Below are 16,909 nucleotides of genomic sequence, written 5' to 3'. Positions count from 1 at the left end.
ACGAGGGCGCAGCGCATCCCATTCAGGCCAGGAGTTCGCTACTCCAACAAAGGCCGGATACATTCGCGCAGACCAATTCTGTCATCCTCACTTTTCGCTTGCAAAACGGCGGCGGACCATACATTCCGGATCGTCCACGATACAACCGGAACCCAAAAATGCGTCGTGCCTCGCGGTCGGTTGGAGGCCTTGTCCGTCGAGTCATCAGTTGAGAATCTTCCCTAGCTCGCGTAGACTTCCAGCCAATTCCGAACCTCAAGACTGAAGGAAAGATGCTACTGATATTCGGCGGGCTGCCAGGTACTGGCAAAACGACCATTGCTCGTGCATTGGCTGGACAAATCGGGGCGATGCATCTTCGCATCGATTCGATAGAGCAAGTCATTCGGAGCTGGGCAAGGAACGCAGTTTCTCTAGATGACGTGGGATACCGCGTGGCCTACGCAATCGCCGAAGAGAATCTTAAAATAGGGATTTCCGTGCTTGCAGATTCGGTGAATCCGATATATATCACGCGCGACACCTGGCGAAAAGTCGGGCAACGTGCGCAGACAAAACTTTACGAGGTCGAGATTGCCTGTTCAGATTTCGCAGAGCATCGCCGACGGGTAGAGGGTCGTTCTGCAGATATCTCCGGCCTTGAATTACCAAGCTGGCAAGATGTAGTGTCGCGCCATTATGAAACCTGGAACAGCGAGCATCTAGTCATCGAGACCGCAGGGAAAAGCGTTAAGGAAAGCGTCGAGATTCTACGTAAGTTGATTGGAAGATGATCGGCAACCAAAAGGCGCGAACTTCGTCCGCATCCAACCGCGGCATATCGTCAAAAATACAAGAGTCCCTTACAAGATCTTGGCGCCGGTGAGACCGGCCTCGACGAACTCCGAGAGAATAACCGTCAAGCGAGAACCAACGTGAGGCAGATCACGCTACATCTGGATTGCCCACCACCCTCTCGGAACTCGGAACTATGATGGAAATGCCAACCAGATGTTCGAGCATATTAGGCAGGTGGCCCGGTCATGAACACCCCTATCATTCGTGGAGCATCCGAAAAAACGCCAGCCTGTGCCCCGTTCATCGCGGCCTCATCGCGATGAGCGGGTCGCAATCAGTAGCCGCGAAGGCTCGCCGTCCACTCCGACTCTATCTCCACCCTTATTATTTCCATGATCGAAGGTGCCCCATGTCTCGATTCTGAGCCGTGGGAAACCACGAACCCTCCTAACCCCACAAACACCCCCACAGCGCGCACAACCCCGCCAACCCCGCTAACTCGTCAAGCCCCACTCCAGGAAAATCTCTCCTAACCCCCTCATTCCATTCGCCAAAAAACTTCCCCCATTTTGCAGGCAATTATGCCCTTCCGGCGCACAATGAAATCGTGATTGAAACCTCCATCTCCGCGAACCAGCACGTCACCTCCATACCTTTGCAAGAATCGGGCGATCGAGCCGCTAAGTCCAATAAGCACAAACCTCTACAGCGAACCCCAATCCACACAGGCCTTTAGCGCCACCCTCATCTGCAAGCCGATGTAAACAAGACCTTTACCCTGAGAGATGGGATAATAGGGGGTGCCACTGTTAGAGTCCACGCTCTCTGACAGAGCTGCATCCACCACGAGTCCACCTGAAGCTCCCATCGAAATCTGCAAAACTATGAACTGCAGAACCCTGACCCCTGACCCCTGAACCCATGAACGCCAACCTCACCAAATCCTTCCGCGCCCCTCTCGAAGCCACCGGCACCTCGCTCCGCTGGGTCATCGTCCGCATCCCCTTCGACCTCAAGAAAGCCTGGCCGATGTGGAAGAGCCGCCGCGTCTTCGGCGAAATCAACGGATTCGCGTTCAAAACCGCGCTGATTCCCGGCGCCAAAGGCCAGGGCCACGTCCTTATTGTGAATAAAAAAATGCAGGCCGGGGCCCGGGTCCGCGCCGGAGAAAGCGCCCTCATCAAGCTCTCTCCCGACCTCGGTGAACTCGTCATCGATCTCCCCCCGGAGTTCGCGAAGATTCTCAAAACCAACCGCGATCTCAGAAAGTTCTTCAATGCCATGAGCCCTTCCATGCGCAAGGGCTTTACCAACTTCATAGCCGACGCCAAATCTGCCGAAACGCGCCTCAAACGCGCCGAAGCCATGGCCGAAAGCCTCATGCTCGCCATGGACGGCGAAGTGGAACCGCCTCCCATCCTCCGCGCCGCCTTCCAGCGTCAGCCCGACGCCCGCCGGGGCTGGGACCGGATGACGTCCACCCAGCGTAGAAATCATCTCCTCGGCATCTTCTATCCGCAAACCGTGGAAGGCCGCGAACGCCGCGCCGCCAAAGCCATCGAAAGCTGCCTCGCCGTGGCTCGCCGCCGGTCGATTCCATAGCGCGCCATCTACACTAGACACATGGAAGTCCTCTACGGCGTGCATCCGGTGGCCGAGGCTCTCAAGGCCGGCCGGCGCCGATTCGATCACGTCCTGGTCGCCGCCGAACGCCACGACGAACGCCTCGCCCGTCTCGTTGCCGATTGCAAACAGGCAGGTATCCGCGTCCGCCAGGAACCCCGCGACCAGCTCACGCATCTTGCCGGAACCGCGGCCCACCAGGGCGTCGTCGCGCTCGTCCGCCCGCAGGAATTACTGGCCATCGAAGACCTCTTCACCGCACCCGATCCCTCGCAGCCGCGTCTGCTGCTCGCTCTCGATGGCGTAGAAGATCCGCAGAACCTCGGCGCACTCCTGCGCGTTGCCGACGGCGCCGGTGTCGACGGCATCGTCCTCACCGAACGCCGCTCCGCACCGTTGAGTCCCGTTGCGGTGAAGGCCAGCGCCGGCGCCACCGAACATCTCCGCATCGCCCGCGTAGTCAACCTCGTCCGCGCATTGGAGGAGTTGAAGCAGCAGAACATCTGGGTCATCGGCCTCGACGAGCGCGGCGCATCCGACTACGACCAGTTCGACCTTACCGGCGACTGTGTCCTGGTCCTCGGCCGCGAAGGAGCCGGCCTCCACGATCTTGTACGCCGCACCTGCGACCATCTCTTGCGCATCCCCATGGCTGGTGGCGTCAGCTCCCTCAACGTCTCCACCGCCGGCGCCGTCGTTCTGTACGAAGCTGCAAGACAACGCCGTGCCGCTGCTCGTAAGCCCGCCGACGCTCGCCACGACGGCGCTCCAGCGTCCAAGAAGAAACAGAAAGGCCTAGGTTCATGAAGTTGTTCCTCGCCCGAGCGCTGGCGATCGCCTCCTTTGCCGCGCTCGCGGCCACAGTCCCCGATCAAGCCCAGACTCCAGCGAACCCCAGTCCCGCCAATCCATCGGGCCCGCCCCAATCCACGCCTCAGCCCGCCAAGCCCGCAGGCAAAGTCCTCTTCCAGCGCTCCCTTGACACAAACGGCGACACCGTCAGTACCACCGGCCCCGCAGCAAAACCGGCCGCTCCCGCAACCTCCACCATCGACGACGCCGACCGCAAGTCCGTCAGCATCACCGCGCTTGACCTCGACGTCCGCCTTAACGCCACCGCCCAGCAACTCGCCGCACGCGCGCTGGTCACCGTACGCAACACCGGCGCATCTCCGCTGTTGCACATTCCGCTGCAGATATCCTCTTCCCTCAACTGGGAGCGCATGCGCATCGCCGGCCGCGACGTATCCTTCCCCATTGCCACCATCAACTCCGACTCTGACCACACCGGTCAGTTGCATGAAGCCGTCATTCCTCTCGCCGAGCCGCTCGCCCCGGGCGCAACAGTTCAGCTCGACGTCATCTACTCCGGCACCGTGGTCGCCACCGCGCGCCGCCTGCTCTCCGCAGGAACGCCAGAGGACTCCGCTTCTCACTCCGACTGGGATGAGATCAGCCCCACCTTCACAGGCCTGCGCGGCTTCGGCAACGTCGTCTGGTATCCCGTCGTCAGCGTCCCTGTGATCCTTGGCGATGGAGCGCGGCTCTTCGACGAAATCGGCCGACAAAAACTTCGCGCCTCTGGAATTGAATTCCGCCTGCGCCTCACCGTAGAGTTTCCCCATGGTCAAGCGCCAACGATAGCCGTGGTCAATGGCAACGCCGTCCCTCTGAAAACTGTCGATTCGCAGGCCGCGAATTCCGACCTGCCGGGCATCGCCGCCGCCGACTCCGGTCCGACCATGCTTACTTTCGAGTCGCCCAGCCTATTTGTTGCCGCGGAAACAGCTCATCCGGGCACCCATCTCACCGTCTACACCGTTCCTGAAGATGAACCGGCCGCTCAAAACTGGCTGACTGCGGCAACAACTGTTTCCCCCATGATCGAGCGCTGGCTCGGTCCCACTCCGCGTACGCAGCTCACGGTCCTCGATTTGCCGGATCCCGAGGATGTGCCCTGGGAATCGGGTCCGTTGCTCGCAATTCCAGTTCGCGGCGGTCCGTCTGATCAACTTTCTTCCGTGCTCGCGCACGCCATGACCCATGCATGGATGGCGCCCAATCCCTACTGGCTCAACGAAGGCACAGCTAATTTCATGGGTACGCTCTGGGACGACCACCTGCACCGTCGCGATCAGGCTCTGGGCACGCTTGAGGCGGGCAGGCAGGCGCTTGCGCTTGAAGAACCCCCCAGCCCCGGCGAAGGTGCGGGTCAGCCCCTCGCGCATGCCACGTCGCCCCTCTACTATCGAACCAAGGCCGCATACATTCTGTGGATGCTCCGCGACCTCGTCGGCGACGATGCGCTTGCTACCGCTCTCCAGGCATTCAACGCCGCCTCCGACAAGGGCGCAAACCCAGCCGGCAGTGATCCATCGGCCTCGTTTCAGGCAGCCCTGATGTCCGCCGCACCCAGGGCGAATCTCAAGTGGCTCTTTGCCGATTGGATCGACGCCGACCACGGCCTGCCCGATCTCTCCGTCGACAAGGTCTTTCCCAACGCCGTGCAATCCGGGAACTGGCTCGTCTCAGTCACCATCTCCAACGCTGGCTATGCTGCCGCCGAAGTACCCGTCACCGTGCGCTCAGCGACGAACACCACGACCGAGCGCGTTTTTATTCCTGCCCGCGGAACGGTCACGCCCCGCCTGCTCGTGCAAGGCAAACCGACTGAGGCCCAGGTGAATGACGGAACCGTTCCGGAAACCCAGGCGAGCCTCCACATAACGCATCTTGATCAGCAACCGGAATCCGAACCGGCAATCGCCGCGCCGCAGTAGCCGCAGATCTGCATCCGCACTCGATCAACACTCTCGACCAGTCCAGTCACCTCCATCCAAAGATTGATGCGCCGGCATGGATCGGATCCTTAGGATTGGCAAACCATGGAGGCCCTCCCCCAAACCAAACGGCAGATGGGCGTGTGGGCGGCCACGGCGGTCGTCACCGGCGAAGCCATCTCGCTCGGCATTTTCCTCACGCCCGCCGGCATGGCCCGCTCGCTCGGCTCGCCCGCGCTGCTCGCCGCTGTCTGGTGCGGCATGGCGCTGCTCACACTGGCCGGGGCTCTCTGTTTCACAGAACTTGCCATCCGCAATCCGCACGACGGCGGCGAATATCTCTATCTCCGCCGTGGCTTCGGCGCGCGCGTCGCCTTTCTGTACGGCTGGATGGCCGCCATCGTCATGTACCCCGGTGTGGCCGCTGCCCTCTCTGTCGGCACCGTTCCTTATTTGCAGGCCCTTCTTCCCGTATCCGCCCCAATAGCAAAAGCCCTCCCCGCTTTGATTCTGATCACACTCGGCGCACTCAACTACTTCGGCGCAGGATTTAACAGCGGCGTGATGACTGCGCTCAACTGGCTCAAAGTTCCTGTCCTCGCAGCCTTGGTCGGCTGGGCGCTGCTTTCCGGACACGCGACCATGGCCAACGTCTCTCCGATCACCGCGCGTCGAGCCGGTTCCGATCCCTTGATCGATGCCATCGCTGGAGCTACGATCAGCGCCTTCTTCTGCTTCGGCGGCTGGTGGGAAGCCGGAAAGATCGCTGGCGAGGTCCGCAACCCATCGCGCAACCTCCCGGTTGCCTTTTCCGGCGGAGTGCTGATCGTGACGGCAATCTACCTGCTGCTCAGCTTTGCGTTTGTTGCCGTGGTTCCCATGCAACAGATTCAGTCCAACACTGCCTTCGTCGCCGTGTTTGGCCAGGCGCTCTTCGGTTCTGCCGGAAGCCGCGTTCTTTCGATGTGCGTCGTGCTCTGCGTCTTCGGCGGCCTGTCCGTGCTTAGCATGGCCGTGCCGCGCGTCACCTATGCACTCGCCCTCGGTGAAGCGGGAGGCACAAAGCGTGGCGGACTTCTTCCCGCATTTGCGCGCCTGCATCCGCGCTCCGGCACGCCGGCCAACGCGGTCCTGTTGCAAACCGGCATGGCCCTTCTTGTCCTGATGCTTGGCGCCTTTGACCAAATCCTTGCATACATCATCTTTTCCGCCGTCGTCTTTCTCGCCCTCACCGTTGCAACACTGTTTCGGTCCATTACGCCCGTACGCCGCTGGTGGTTTCCGGTCGCTCCCATCGTCTTCATCGCGGGCAGTAGCTTGCTTGCCATCATGCTTCTGATGCACAACCCCGGCTCCGCACTTCTCGGTGCTGGCGTCGTCCTCCTGGGCCTCCCTGTCCGCTGGCTCCTGACCAAGCGCGGCGAAATGCCATCCCCCATCGCAGCCGATTCCATCTCTCCCTGATCCATAAGAAAAGCCCCAACTAGTCACTGATAACTGACAACTGAAGACTTACACCTGGAGAATCCCATGCCCCACATTCCGCTACCCCCTGAACACATCGGCATTCGCGGCGCGATGGCGTTTCGGCCTGAAACGGCGCGTCCTCTCAACGATCTCGTCGAAATCCTGCTCACCGGACCAAGCACATTGAGTAAAGGCGAGCGCGAACTTATCGCTACCTACGTCTCCAGCCGCAACTGCACGCATTTCTGCGCCAGCATCCACGGCGCGATCGCCGCTGCACATCTTGACGGTGATGAAGCGCTGGTCAAACAGGTCAAGACTGACTTCACCCAGGCCAATATCGGTCAAAAGCTCAAAGCGCTCCTCGTCATCGCCGGCAAGGTCCAGAAGGATGGAAAGCTCGTTACCGCCGCCGACGTTGAAGCCGCTCGCAACCTGGCCGCCACCGATCTGGAGATTCATGACACCGTCCTGATCGCCGCCGCCTTCTGCATGTACAACCGCTACGTCGATGGCCTCGGCACCGTCCAGCCCGACGACGAAGCCCTTTACCGCGAACGTGGCCGCATGGTTGCCCGCAATGGCTACGTCAACACCAGCAAGGAGTACCTCGGCAAAGCCGAAGAAGTTCACAGTTGAACACTGATCCCTGACCCCTGATCCCTGGAGGTTACACATGCCGCACATCAATCTTCCCGAAGGCTATCCCGGCATCAGCGCCGGATTCACCTATCGTCCCGAGACGGCGAAGCCCATGCGTGAGCTCGCCGACATCCTGCTTCACCAGCCCAATTCGCTCGCCCCCGGCGAACGCGAACTGATTGCCACCTATGTCTCATCGCGCAACTGCACGACCTTTTGCGCATTGAGCCATGGCGCGGCGGCTGCAAATCATCTCGGAGACGCGTCCGTCGTCGAGAAGGTGAAGTCGAACTTCCTCGCCGCGCCCATCAGCGCCAAACTCAAGGCCCTGCTCACCATCGCCGGAAAAGTCCAGCAGGATGGCAAGCTGGTTACGGAGCAGGACGTGAAGGCAGCGCGTGCCCTCGGCGCGACCGACCTCGAAATCCACGACACGGTCCTGATCGCCGCGGCGTTCTCTATGTACAACCGCTATGTCGACGGACTCGCCACCGTGCAACCGACCGATCCCGGCATGTACGCGCAGATGGGAAAGCATCTCGCCGAAGAAGGCTACACCAAGCCCTCAATCCGCCACCCCGTCACCGCATCCTGATTATCGGGAAAAGGCAACCAAACAGTTGCATATCCAGTGCATCGGGAAAGATTTGCCGCGCGCGGCATATTGTATTTGGATTCCCTAGTCCCTAGTCTCCGCGTTCCTCGCCTTCACCTTGAACCAGATCGGCGTCCCCTTGAATCCAAAAGCCTCGCGAATCTGATTCTCCAGAAAACGCTCGAAAGCAAAATGTAATTTGATGTCGCGATCCGTAAACAACACAAATGTGGGCGGCGCCACCGCTGCCTGCGTCATATAAAAGATCCTGATGCGCTTGGCCATTGGCACTGGCGCTCGCTGAAAATCAATCTTTTCGAGAAACCGGTTCATCTGCCCGGTCGTCACGCGCTTGCGCCGCTCCGCCGCCACTGACTTTACTTCTTTGAGAACGCGCGGCATTCCCTTCACTTCGAGTGCCGAAAGAAAAATCACCGGCGCATAATCCAGATACTTCAACGCTCGACGAAGCTGCTGTTCGAAGATCTCGCGATCTGCCGCGGGTTTCCCATCCGTGCGTCCCGTCGTCACCGCATCCCACTTGTTCACGATGATGATGACGCTACGCCCACTTTCGTGCGCATAGCCGCCGATGGTCGCGTCAGCCCCCGTCACACCTTCCGTCGCATCGATCACCAGCAGAGCAACATCCGCCGCTTCCAGGTGCCGCCGCGCCATCACCACGCTCATCTTTTCGGCCATCAGGTGCGTCTTTCCCTTGCGCCGGATGCCCGCCGTATCCACAAAGCGCAGAGTGTCGCCCTCAAACTCGATCGCCTCGTCCACCGCATCGCGCGTCGTGCCGGCAATCGGCGACACAATGGCGCGCGAAGTTCCCGTCAGCGCATTCAACAGCGTGGACTTGCCCACATTGGGCCGCCCGATGATTGCAATCGCCGTCTCACGTTGCTCAAATTCGCCGTGTGTACGAATCAGTCGCTTTTGGGATTCGTCGTCCTCGCCCGTTTCGAGCGGGCCGCCCTCGGAGATCTCGGCTTCTTCGGCAATTTCCTCTGCGGTCTCCGCTTGTGTAGTTGGAATGGCTTCTGAGATCGCATCCAGTAGATCGCCGATGCCCAACGCGTGCTCGGCGCTGATGGCGTACACGTTCTTGATGCCAAGCTGCCTGAAATTCTCGGCGGCATAGGCCATGGCCTCGCCCTCGATCTTGTTCACCGCCAGAAACACAGGTTTCTTGCTGCGTCCCAGCAGCCGCACCAGGTCGTAATCCGGACTGGCCAGCTCGGTGCGCGCATCCACCACCATCACCAGCGCCTGCGCTTCCCTGAGCGCTACCTTCGCCTGGTTATAAATCTCTGTAGGAATCAGCTCCGGGTCGTCCGGAACGATCCCGCCCGTATCCACCAATCGAAAGCGCCGCCCCATCCATTCGTATTCGCCGTAGATGCGGTCCCGCGTAATCCCCGGCTCGTCGCCGACAATCGACCGCCGACTCTTCGTCAACCGGTTGAACAGCGTTGACTTGCCCACGTTGGGTCGCCCCACGATTGCTACAAGCGGAAGCGCTTCCGCTCCAGGCCGCGCGGGAATTACCGATCTGCGATACGTTGGCAAAGCGTTCTCCAAATCCAGGACATCTCTTCCAGTCTATCGTCGAAGAAGGGCTGTGCCCCATCGGGGTACCCTCTGGGTCGGCGGCTTTTCGCGATAAGTGGGTCTTATGCATTCCCAGACGATTGCACAAGGACATCTACGCTGACCCTCAACGTCTTCAGGACCTATGATGGAACCAGCACCTGCCGCCGATGGCCTCCTCCCAAACCTCAACCCGAACCTTGCCCACTCTCCACGAGTTCTTCGCGCCCGGCGGCATCCTGTCCCGTTCGCCTTTGCCCTACGAGTACCGCCCTGGGCAACTCGAAATGGCCAAGTCCGTCGAGCGCGCGCTTTCTGAGCGCCGCCATCTGATCGTCGAGGCCGGCACCGGCACCGGCAAAACCCTTGCCTACCTTCTGCCCGCCCTGCGCACCGGCCAGCGCATCATCGTTTCCACGGGCACAAAGGCGCTGCAGGACCAGCTCTTCTTCCGCGACGTGCCGTTTCTCGAGACGCTACTCGGCGATTTGCGCGTCTGCTACATGAAAGGCCGCGCCAACTACCTCTGCCGCCACAAGCTCGTCGCCCTGCGCGATCAGCCGATCCTGTCGGGACTCGAAGAGATCGACCAGTATCGCCAGATCGCCGAGTGGGAGAAGTCGACCGAAACCGGCGATCGCTCCGAGCTTTCCGAACTGCCTGAGTCGAGCGCTCTCTGGCACAAGCTCGACGCGCGCAGCGACGCCTGCCTCGGCTCAACCTGCCCGGACTATCGCCGCTGCTTCATCACCGAGATGCGGCGCCGCGCCCTCGAGTCCGACATCATCATCGTCAACCACCACCTCTTCTTCGCCGACCTCGCCGTCAAACAGCAAGCCTCTGGCGCACCAGACGCGGGCATCCTTCCCGAGGCAGCCGCCGTTGTTTTCGATGAAGCGCACGAGCTGGAAGAGGTCGCGTCCAGCTACTTCGGCCTGTCGGTTTCGAATATCCGATTTGAAGAGCTGGCGCGCGACACTGACGTTCTCCTGCGCGGCAAAGCGGGCGCGGAAAAGATGCCCGCCTCAACACAGCAACTGCGCGACCGCGCGCGCATGTTCTTTTCCAACCTGCCGAGCAATGGCGATGGCCGTCAGCCCTTCGACAATCGCGAAGAATTCCTCGAAACCTCGGGCGACCTCTACCTCTCGCTGCGCAACACCCTGCGCCTGCTCGAGTCCGAGATGGAGCTGCTCACCGACATCGACGAAGCCCCCGGCCTGTGCAAGCGCGTAGCCCGCCTCCGCACCGAGCTCGAGTTCCTGCTCGAATCCAATTCCAGCAACATGGTCTACTGGCTCGAACGCCGCATCGTCGGCAGCATGAACGCCGACAAGTCCGGCTCTTCCGCTCGCGGAGGCATGCGATCGCAAACCCGCCACACGTTTCTCCAGGCCACGCCCATTGACGTATCGGAACTGCTCCACGAGCTAGTCTTCGAAACCATCCCCACCGCCATCCTCACATCGGCCACCCTCACCGTCCAGGGAGGCTTCGAGCACATCCGCAAGCGTCTCGGCATGACGGAAGCGCGCGAACTCGTCGTGCCGTCGCACTTTCGTTACGGCGAACAGGCTCTCCTCTACCTGCCGCCCAACATGCCCGACCCGCGCGATCCTGAATTCCCCGAAGCCGCCGCCAACTGCATCCGCCGCGTGCTCGAGCTTTCGAAAGGCCGCGCCTTCTGTCTCTTCACCAGCTACGCCCAGATGCGCGATCTCTACGAACGCCTCCTGCCCGTGCTCGATTTTCCCATCCTGCTCCACGGCACCGCCCCGCGCAAAGCACTGCTCGAGGAATTCCGCTCCACGCCCAACGCCGTTCTCTTCGGCACATCCAGTTTTTGGCAAGGCGTCGACGTGCAGGGCGAAGCGCTGAGTTGCGTCATCATCGACCGTCTGCCCTTCGCCGTTCCCAGCGATCCCGTTGTGCAAGCCCGCATGAAAGCCATCGAAGAAGCCGGCGGCAAGCCCTTCTTCGACTACCAGGTTCCCTCCGCCGTGCTCACGCTCAAGCAAGGCTTCGGCCGTCTGATCCGCTCCCTTGAAGATCGCGGCGTGTTAGTTCTCCTCGACCCAAGAATAAGAAAACAACGCTACGGCCAGACGTTTCTGGCGAGTCTTCCGCCCTACCGCATGACCGCAACAATCACGGATGTCGAGGCGTTCTTCAGCAGTTAAAGTATTGATTGGTTAGCTCTGTCATCCTGAGGCGAAGCCGAAGGATCTGCGGTTGTTCCATTTCGTCATGCAAATCACCCCCACCGACGTCCTCTTAGTCATCGACCTGCAAAACGACTTCTGCCCCGGTGGTGCGCTCGCCGTTGCCGACGGCGACACCGTCATCGAGCCGATCCATCACGCCGCGGAGCATTTTCAACACATCATCCTCACCCAGGACTGGCACAGCCCCGACCACAATTCCTTCGCATCCGTCCACCCCGGCAAAAAGCCCTACGAGCAGATCGAACTCAGCTACGGCGAACAAACCCTCTGGCCCGATCACTGCGTTCAGGGCACCCCCGGCGCCGACTTCCACTCCTCGCTCGAATTAACCCGCGCCGAACTCATCCTGCGCAAAGGCTTCCGCCGCGCAATCGACTCCTACTCCGCCTTCTTCGAGAATGACCGCACCACCCCGACCGGTCTTGCCGGATACTTACGCGAACGCGGTCTCAACCGCGTTTTTCTTGCCGGCCTCGCCTACGACTATTGCGTCGGCTACTCCGCTCTCGATGCACGCCGCCTCGGCCTCGACGCCATTATCCTGCGCGACGCCTGCCGCGCCATCGACCTCAACGGCTCCGTCGCCGCCATCGAGCGCGAATTCGCCGACACCGGCGTTCAGCTGATCAACACCGCCGACCTCGCCCACTGATCCCACAGCCGCAGCACGTAAAATCTTCAGCAGGCCCATTCGCATGTCGCGCAACTTCTACATCCTCGCCGCCGCGCTCGGCTTCTTCGCTCTCGTTGCGGCGGGCATGACGTTCGTTCCATCAAGCTTTCAGCCCGGCCTGCCCGCTAACGGCTCTCTGTGGCGCATCGTTGCGCTGCTGATGATGCTCGCGGCCCTCGCTTGCGCCTTGATCGCCGTCATGAGCAACCTCTTCGAGCAAGTTGACCGCCGCACCGAGCAGCAGCGCCAGGATGCGCGCCGCAAACGCAGAGACACACCCCGTCCGCTTGATGAAGATTGATTCCAAAGATCTTGTAGGCATTGTGAGATGGCATCGTTGCCAAAAGAATTAAAATGAACACAGGCGGGGACCACTCCGCAACAGGACGTGATCGCTGATGTTTGAAGTTACCGTGGAGGGCGGATTTTCCTCCGGGCACTACCTTCGCAACTATCGTGGCAAGTGCGAAAATCCGCACGGGCACAACTACAAGGTGCGCGTCACACTCCATGGCAAGGAACTCGACGAGGCCGGCCTGCTGCTCGACTTCAAATTGCTCAAGCAGGTGATGCGCCCCGTCATCGACCGCATCGACCACCAGATGCTCAACGAGCTCGAGCCATTCACCGTGCTCAATCCCTCGGCCGAGAATATCGCGAAGTTTTTTTACGACCAGACCAACGAGCAGCTCGCCGAGATGACCAAAGGCCGCGTCCGCGTGAAGGACTGCACCATCTGGGAGACCGACACCACCACGGCTACTTACTTTGAATAGTCTGTTAGCGGGCAAGCTCTGTCATTCCGACCGAGCGAAGTGAGTGGAGGAACCTGCAGTTGCCTTTCGCCGATGAATGCAAACCTTTTATCTCTTGCGCCCGCGGCCCAAGTTCGCGCAGACGTTGCGCCGAAAACACTCCGCCGAGTGATCGTTCACCATCCCCGCCGCCTGCATCCACGCATACACAATCACCGGCCCGACAAACTTGAACCCCCGAAGCTTCAGCTCTTTCGAAATCTTGACCGAGAGGGCAGACTCCGCCGGTAAAGGCCCGGAATTCTGAATCGGCTTTCCACCCACAAACCCCCACGCCCACGCTGAAAAATCCAAGCCGTCATCCTTCATTGCGCGGAAGATCCGCGCGCCCTGGATAGTCGCCTCGATTTTCGCGCGAGCACGGATGATTCCCGCGTTCCGCATCAGCCTTTCAATATCGGCTTCCTTGAACTTGGCGACCTTCCCCGGGTCGAACTGTCTGAATGCTTTCCTGAATTCATCGCGCTTGCGCAGAACGGTAATCCACGCAAGCCCCGCCTGAAATCCCTCCAGCATCAGCAGTTCCCACAGCGCTCTGCTGTCAAATTCCGGCACGCCCCACTCTTCATCGTGGTAGGCGCGCAGCAGCGGATCGCTCTCAGCCCAATGACAGCGAAGTTTCTCTTTCATATCCGCATGTTAAAGGGAAGATCCCGCTAATTCATCTCTTTCGACTTCGACTTCAAATAGAGATCGAATGGAATCTCAAAGTAGAAGAGCTCTTCGCCGTCTGCGTTGCGCAATTCATGCAGGTGCATCTTGGCGCCCTGCAGCGGATGATCCAGTTGCGAAACATCGTAAAACAGAAATCCAGCGCGCGTAGTATGCGGCTCCACCACCAGCGCCTGGTATTCGAACTGGTCAAAGTCTTCCTCGACCTCCTTATTGCTGGCCTTCGGCTTCATCTTGATCGGAGGCAGTGGTCCGGGTAGAGGAATCTTCTTGCCCTCGCGTTCCGCACGCGTCATCAGCCGCTCCACATCTTCCGGCTCAGCCGCCTGGATCTTGTCGCCGCCTGCGGTGTAGAAGAGAATGCGCGCATCCCGCAGCGAGATCGGCTTGTCGCCCAGGTTTGTAACGATGAGCCGCACCGGCATCACGCCATGAGCCAGGTAGTCGACGCGGAATATGGATTCCTTTTCCTTCGTGTCGTACGGCTCAACCGCGATCGCGACATGCTCTTTTTCGTGGACCTCGACCGCCGGATAGGTGGTCGCCGGCTGCACGGGCGGCGCCGTGTGATTGCTGGCGCGGGCTATTGCGGCCAGCCCAATGACCAGAAGCGGGAGCGTGCAAGCGACCCTCATCGTGCTCGACTGTATCATTTGAGGGTTAGACCGGGGGAAGGCGAATTCCGTCTCGCATGGTTCTCTTTTTCTATAACCTCGCGCTGCTCGCGGCCCTGGTGGCCGGCGCTCCGTGGTGGCTTTGGCGCATGGCGACCACGCAAAAGTATCGTGAGGGACTGGCCGAGCGGCTGGGGAGCGTGCCGCAGAGGCTAAGAGTCGCCGGAGCAGGAGACAAGCCGGTCATTTGGCTCCACGCCGTTTCGGTGGGCGAAGTGCTCGCCGTCAGCCGCCTCGTGCAGGAGATCGAAGCTGCCCTTTTCGGATACCGCATCTTCATCTCCACCACAACGCGGACGGGCCAGGAGTTGGCACGCACGCGCTTTGGGTCCGAACACGTCTTCTATTGCCCGCTCGACCTCCCTTGGGCTGTGCGCGCATACCTCAGAGCACTCCAGCCCCGCATGTTGATCCTTGCAGAGACAGAGTTCTGGCCCAACCTGCTGAACGTCTGCTTCCGCCGCGATATTCCAGTCGTGGTTGTCAATGCCCGCATCTCCGACCGCTCGTGGCCGCGTTACCAGATGCTGCGCCGTTTGTGGCGACCGATCCTCGGCCGCCTGACGCAGGTACTGGCGCAAACCGAAGTCGACGCCCAGCGTCTGATCGCTCTTGGATGTGATCCGCAAAGCACAAGCGTCTCTGGCAATTTGAAATTCGACGTGCGCGCGGCTAAGGAAGCCGAGGCGACGAGACGTTTAAAGGTCCTCGGCGAAAACTTTCGCTTTCTCGTTGCCGGAAGCACGCTGGAAGGCGAAGAGGCGGCGATGCTGGAGGCATGGCCGCGCTTGCTGGCGAAGGAGCCTAACCTTGTTATGGTGCTCGCCCCGCGGCATCCCGAGCGCTTTTCAGTCGTTTCTGCTCTCCTTCAGAATTCCGGCATGGTGTGGAACAAACGCTCGGACTGGGATAGAAACTCAACGAATGCCATCGCGCCGCTCACGCCCGGTCAGATTGTTTTGCTCGATACCATCGGTGAACTGGCGTCTGTGTATTCCCTCGCGGCCGTCGCCTTTGTGGGCGGCAGCCTCGACCCTGCCGGGGGACACAACCCGCTCGAGCCTGCTCAATTCGCCGTGCCCATCGTCATGGGGCCGCACTACGCAAATTTTCGCGCAATCACCGACGATCTTCGCGCTCACAATGCCATTCGCATTGCTTCCAGAGACGAGCTGGCAGATTCCATCGCGGTCCTGCTCTCCAATCCGAGCGATGCCCAGGCGATGGGCGAGCGCGCCCGCCATGTCTTCGAGCAGCAGGCTGGCGCAACTGCACGTTCCATCGCGGTGTTGCAAAAGATTCTTGACCCTTCTTCGGAAGTGCTGCAAGAACTCAGCCGATCAGCAAAAATCGAGGGCTCGATATGAGACGTCCCTTGATGCTGCCGCTGATACCGCTCTACGCCGCCGGTCTTGCGTTGCGTGAACTTCGCCTCAGTCGCGGCTGGGAGCCAATCCGGCGCCTGCGAAACCCCGTCATCAGCATCGGCAATCTCTCCACCGGCGGCTCCGGTAAAACGCCGTTCACCATCACCTTGGCGCGCCTGCTTTCCGCGCGCGGCTTTCACGTCGACGTACTCTCGCGCGGTTACGGCCGCAGCAGCGGTGAGCCTGCCCGCGTCCTCCCTCATGGCACAGCCGAACAATATGGCGATGAGCCTTTGTTGATCGCACGCGAAGCAGGTGTGCCCGTCTATGTCGCCGCGGAGCGCTACGATGCCGGCCTTCTCGCCGAATCAAATACGTCCAGCGACGCGGGCTCACCGCAGGCTCATATCCTCGACGACGGCTTTCAGCACCGCCAACTTTCTCGTGACATCGACATCCTTCTCGTCAACCGTGAAGACTGGCACGACCACCTTCTGCCCGTGGGAAATCTTCGCGAGACGTTGAATGCAGTCAGGCGGGCCAGCGCGCTCGCCATCCCGAAAGAAGATTCCGCATTTGAAGGCGAGCTCCGCGCTTGGGGTTGGACCGGTCCGATCTGGCGGATTCGCCGCCGCATGGAAATTCCGCAGGTCTCAGGCCCTGTAGTCGCCTTCTGCGGCATCGCGCGGCCCAGCCAGTTCTTTGCTGGTCTCGAAGCTGACGGCATTTCACTCGCTTCTCGAGTTCAATTTCCAGACCACCATCGCTATACGCCCCGCGACATCGAGAAGCTCATCGCGACTGCTCGTTCCAAGGCGGCCACCTCCTTCATCACAACCGAGAAAGATGAAGTTCGGCTAGCCAGCCTCGCATCAGCATTTCCATCTTCGCTTCCGCTCAAAGCCGCACGCCTCACGCTCACCATAGAGGATGAATCGCAAGTTTCCGAATGGCTTGCCTGCACGTTACGTACGAACCAAACACTTCAGTCGCTGTGAGAAAA

The 16,909-nt window shown here is 60.4% G+C and carries 16 protein-coding genes; 13 read left to right on the top strand and 3 right to left on the bottom strand.

Going from position 1 to position 16,909, the window contains the following annotated elements; genetic code table 11:
* Positions 1 to 272: 272 nt before the first annotated feature.
* From WCA10_RS01025 to WCA10_RS00995, 7 genes are all read left to right on the top strand, one after another.
* On the top strand, positions 273 to 773 hold the full coding sequence (locus WCA10_RS01025) for a P-loop nucleotide/nucleoside kinase family protein (protein ID WP_472820619.1): 501 nt from the start codon (positions 273 to 275) through the stop codon (positions 771 to 773).
* Positions 774 to 1,698: 925 nt separating this feature from the next.
* Positions 1,699 to 2,379, top strand: coding sequence for a YdeI/OmpD-associated family protein (locus tag WCA10_RS01020; RefSeq protein ID WP_472820618.1), 681 nt, complete (start codon positions 1,699 to 1,701; stop codon positions 2,377 to 2,379).
* A gap of 21 nt (positions 2,380 to 2,400) precedes the next feature.
* Positions 2,401 to 3,207: a 23S rRNA (guanosine(2251)-2'-O)-methyltransferase RlmB gene (gene rlmB / locus WCA10_RS01015; RefSeq protein ID WP_472820617.1), complete on the top strand. Its 807-nt coding sequence runs from the start codon at positions 2,401 to 2,403 to the stop codon at positions 3,205 to 3,207.
* Positions 3,204 to 5,180, top strand: coding sequence for a M1 aminopeptidase family protein (locus tag WCA10_RS01010; RefSeq protein ID WP_472820616.1), 1,977 nt, complete (start codon positions 3,204 to 3,206; stop codon positions 5,178 to 5,180). Before rlmB ends, WCA10_RS01010 begins: the two co-directional genes overlap by 4 nt.
* A gap of 105 nt (positions 5,181 to 5,285) precedes the next feature.
* A complete protein-coding gene (locus WCA10_RS01005) occupies positions 5,286 to 6,644 on the top strand; it encodes an APC family permease (protein ID WP_472820615.1) in 1,359 nt (452 codons plus the stop codon).
* A gap of 66 nt (positions 6,645 to 6,710) precedes the next feature.
* Positions 6,711 to 7,286, top strand: coding sequence for a carboxymuconolactone decarboxylase family protein (locus WCA10_RS01000; protein WP_472820614.1), 576 nt, complete (start codon positions 6,711 to 6,713; stop codon positions 7,284 to 7,286).
* A 37-nt stretch (positions 7,287 to 7,323) separates the two neighbouring features.
* On the top strand, positions 7,324 to 7,884 hold the full coding sequence (locus WCA10_RS00995; protein WP_472820613.1) for a carboxymuconolactone decarboxylase family protein: 561 nt from the start codon (positions 7,324 to 7,326) through the stop codon (positions 7,882 to 7,884).
* 84 nt (positions 7,885 to 7,968) lie between these two features.
* Here WCA10_RS00995 and der read toward each other — a convergent pair whose 3' ends face one another.
* Positions 7,969 to 9,459 carry a ribosome biogenesis GTPase Der gene (gene der, locus WCA10_RS00990; RefSeq protein ID WP_472820612.1) on the bottom strand — a complete coding sequence of 497 codons (1,491 nt, stop codon included), beginning with the start codon at positions 9,457 to 9,459 and terminating at the stop codon, positions 7,969 to 7,971.
* Positions 9,460 to 9,650: 191 nt separating this feature from the next.
* Between der and WCA10_RS00985 the strand changes: the two genes are divergently transcribed.
* The 4 genes from WCA10_RS00985 to queD all read left to right on the top strand — a co-directional run bounded on the left by WCA10_RS00985 (position 9,651) and on the right by queD (position 13,154).
* Positions 9,651 to 11,660 (top strand): ATP-dependent DNA helicase, encoded by a 2,010-nt coding sequence (locus tag WCA10_RS00985; RefSeq protein WP_472820611.1) that lies wholly within the window; start codon positions 9,651 to 9,653, stop codon positions 11,658 to 11,660.
* A gap of 52 nt (positions 11,661 to 11,712) precedes the next feature.
* Positions 11,713 to 12,357: a bifunctional nicotinamidase/pyrazinamidase gene (pncA, locus tag WCA10_RS00980; RefSeq protein ID WP_472820610.1), complete on the top strand. Its 645-nt coding sequence runs from the start codon at positions 11,713 to 11,715 to the stop codon at positions 12,355 to 12,357.
* Positions 12,358 to 12,400: 43 nt separating this feature from the next.
* Positions 12,401 to 12,679 carry a hypothetical protein gene (locus tag WCA10_RS00975; RefSeq protein WP_472820609.1) on the top strand — a complete coding sequence of 93 codons (279 nt, stop codon included), beginning with the start codon at positions 12,401 to 12,403 and terminating at the stop codon, positions 12,677 to 12,679.
* A gap of 97 nt (positions 12,680 to 12,776) precedes the next feature.
* Complete coding sequence (queD, locus tag WCA10_RS00970) at positions 12,777 to 13,154, top strand: 6-carboxytetrahydropterin synthase QueD (RefSeq protein WP_472820608.1); 378 nt, start codon at positions 12,777 to 12,779, stop codon at positions 13,152 to 13,154.
* Positions 13,155 to 13,241: 87 nt separating this feature from the next.
* On the opposite strand, the gene WCA10_RS00965 is transcribed toward queD, so the two are convergent.
* Positions 13,242 to 13,823, bottom strand: coding sequence for a DNA-3-methyladenine glycosylase I (locus WCA10_RS00965; protein ID WP_472820607.1), 582 nt, complete (start codon positions 13,821 to 13,823; stop codon positions 13,242 to 13,244).
* 26 nt (positions 13,824 to 13,849) lie between these two features.
* Positions 13,850 to 14,500, bottom strand: coding sequence for a hypothetical protein (locus WCA10_RS00960; RefSeq protein WP_472820606.1), 651 nt, complete (start codon positions 14,498 to 14,500; stop codon positions 13,850 to 13,852).
* 56 nt (positions 14,501 to 14,556) lie between these two features.
* Here WCA10_RS00960 and WCA10_RS00955 point away from each other — a divergent pair, with 56 nt between their 5' ends.
* Together WCA10_RS00955 and lpxK are read left to right on the top strand one after the other, a co-directional pair.
* Entirely contained in the window at positions 14,557 to 15,906 is a 1,350-nt protein-coding gene (locus WCA10_RS00955; protein WP_472820605.1) for a 3-deoxy-D-manno-octulosonic acid transferase, read from the top strand.
* Positions 15,903 to 16,904, top strand: coding sequence for a tetraacyldisaccharide 4'-kinase (gene lpxK / locus WCA10_RS00950; protein WP_472820604.1), 1,002 nt, complete (start codon positions 15,903 to 15,905; stop codon positions 16,902 to 16,904). Before WCA10_RS00955 ends, lpxK begins: the two co-directional genes overlap by 4 nt.
* The last annotated feature ends 5 nt before the right edge of the window (positions 16,905 to 16,909 follow it).

The sequence above is a fragment of the Occallatibacter sp. genome (genome assembly GCF_049582745.1).
Taxonomy (GTDB): domain Bacteria; phylum Acidobacteriota; class Terriglobia; order Terriglobales; family Acidobacteriaceae; genus Telmatobacter.
This window is presented reverse-complemented; position numbering and strand designations above follow the sequence as displayed.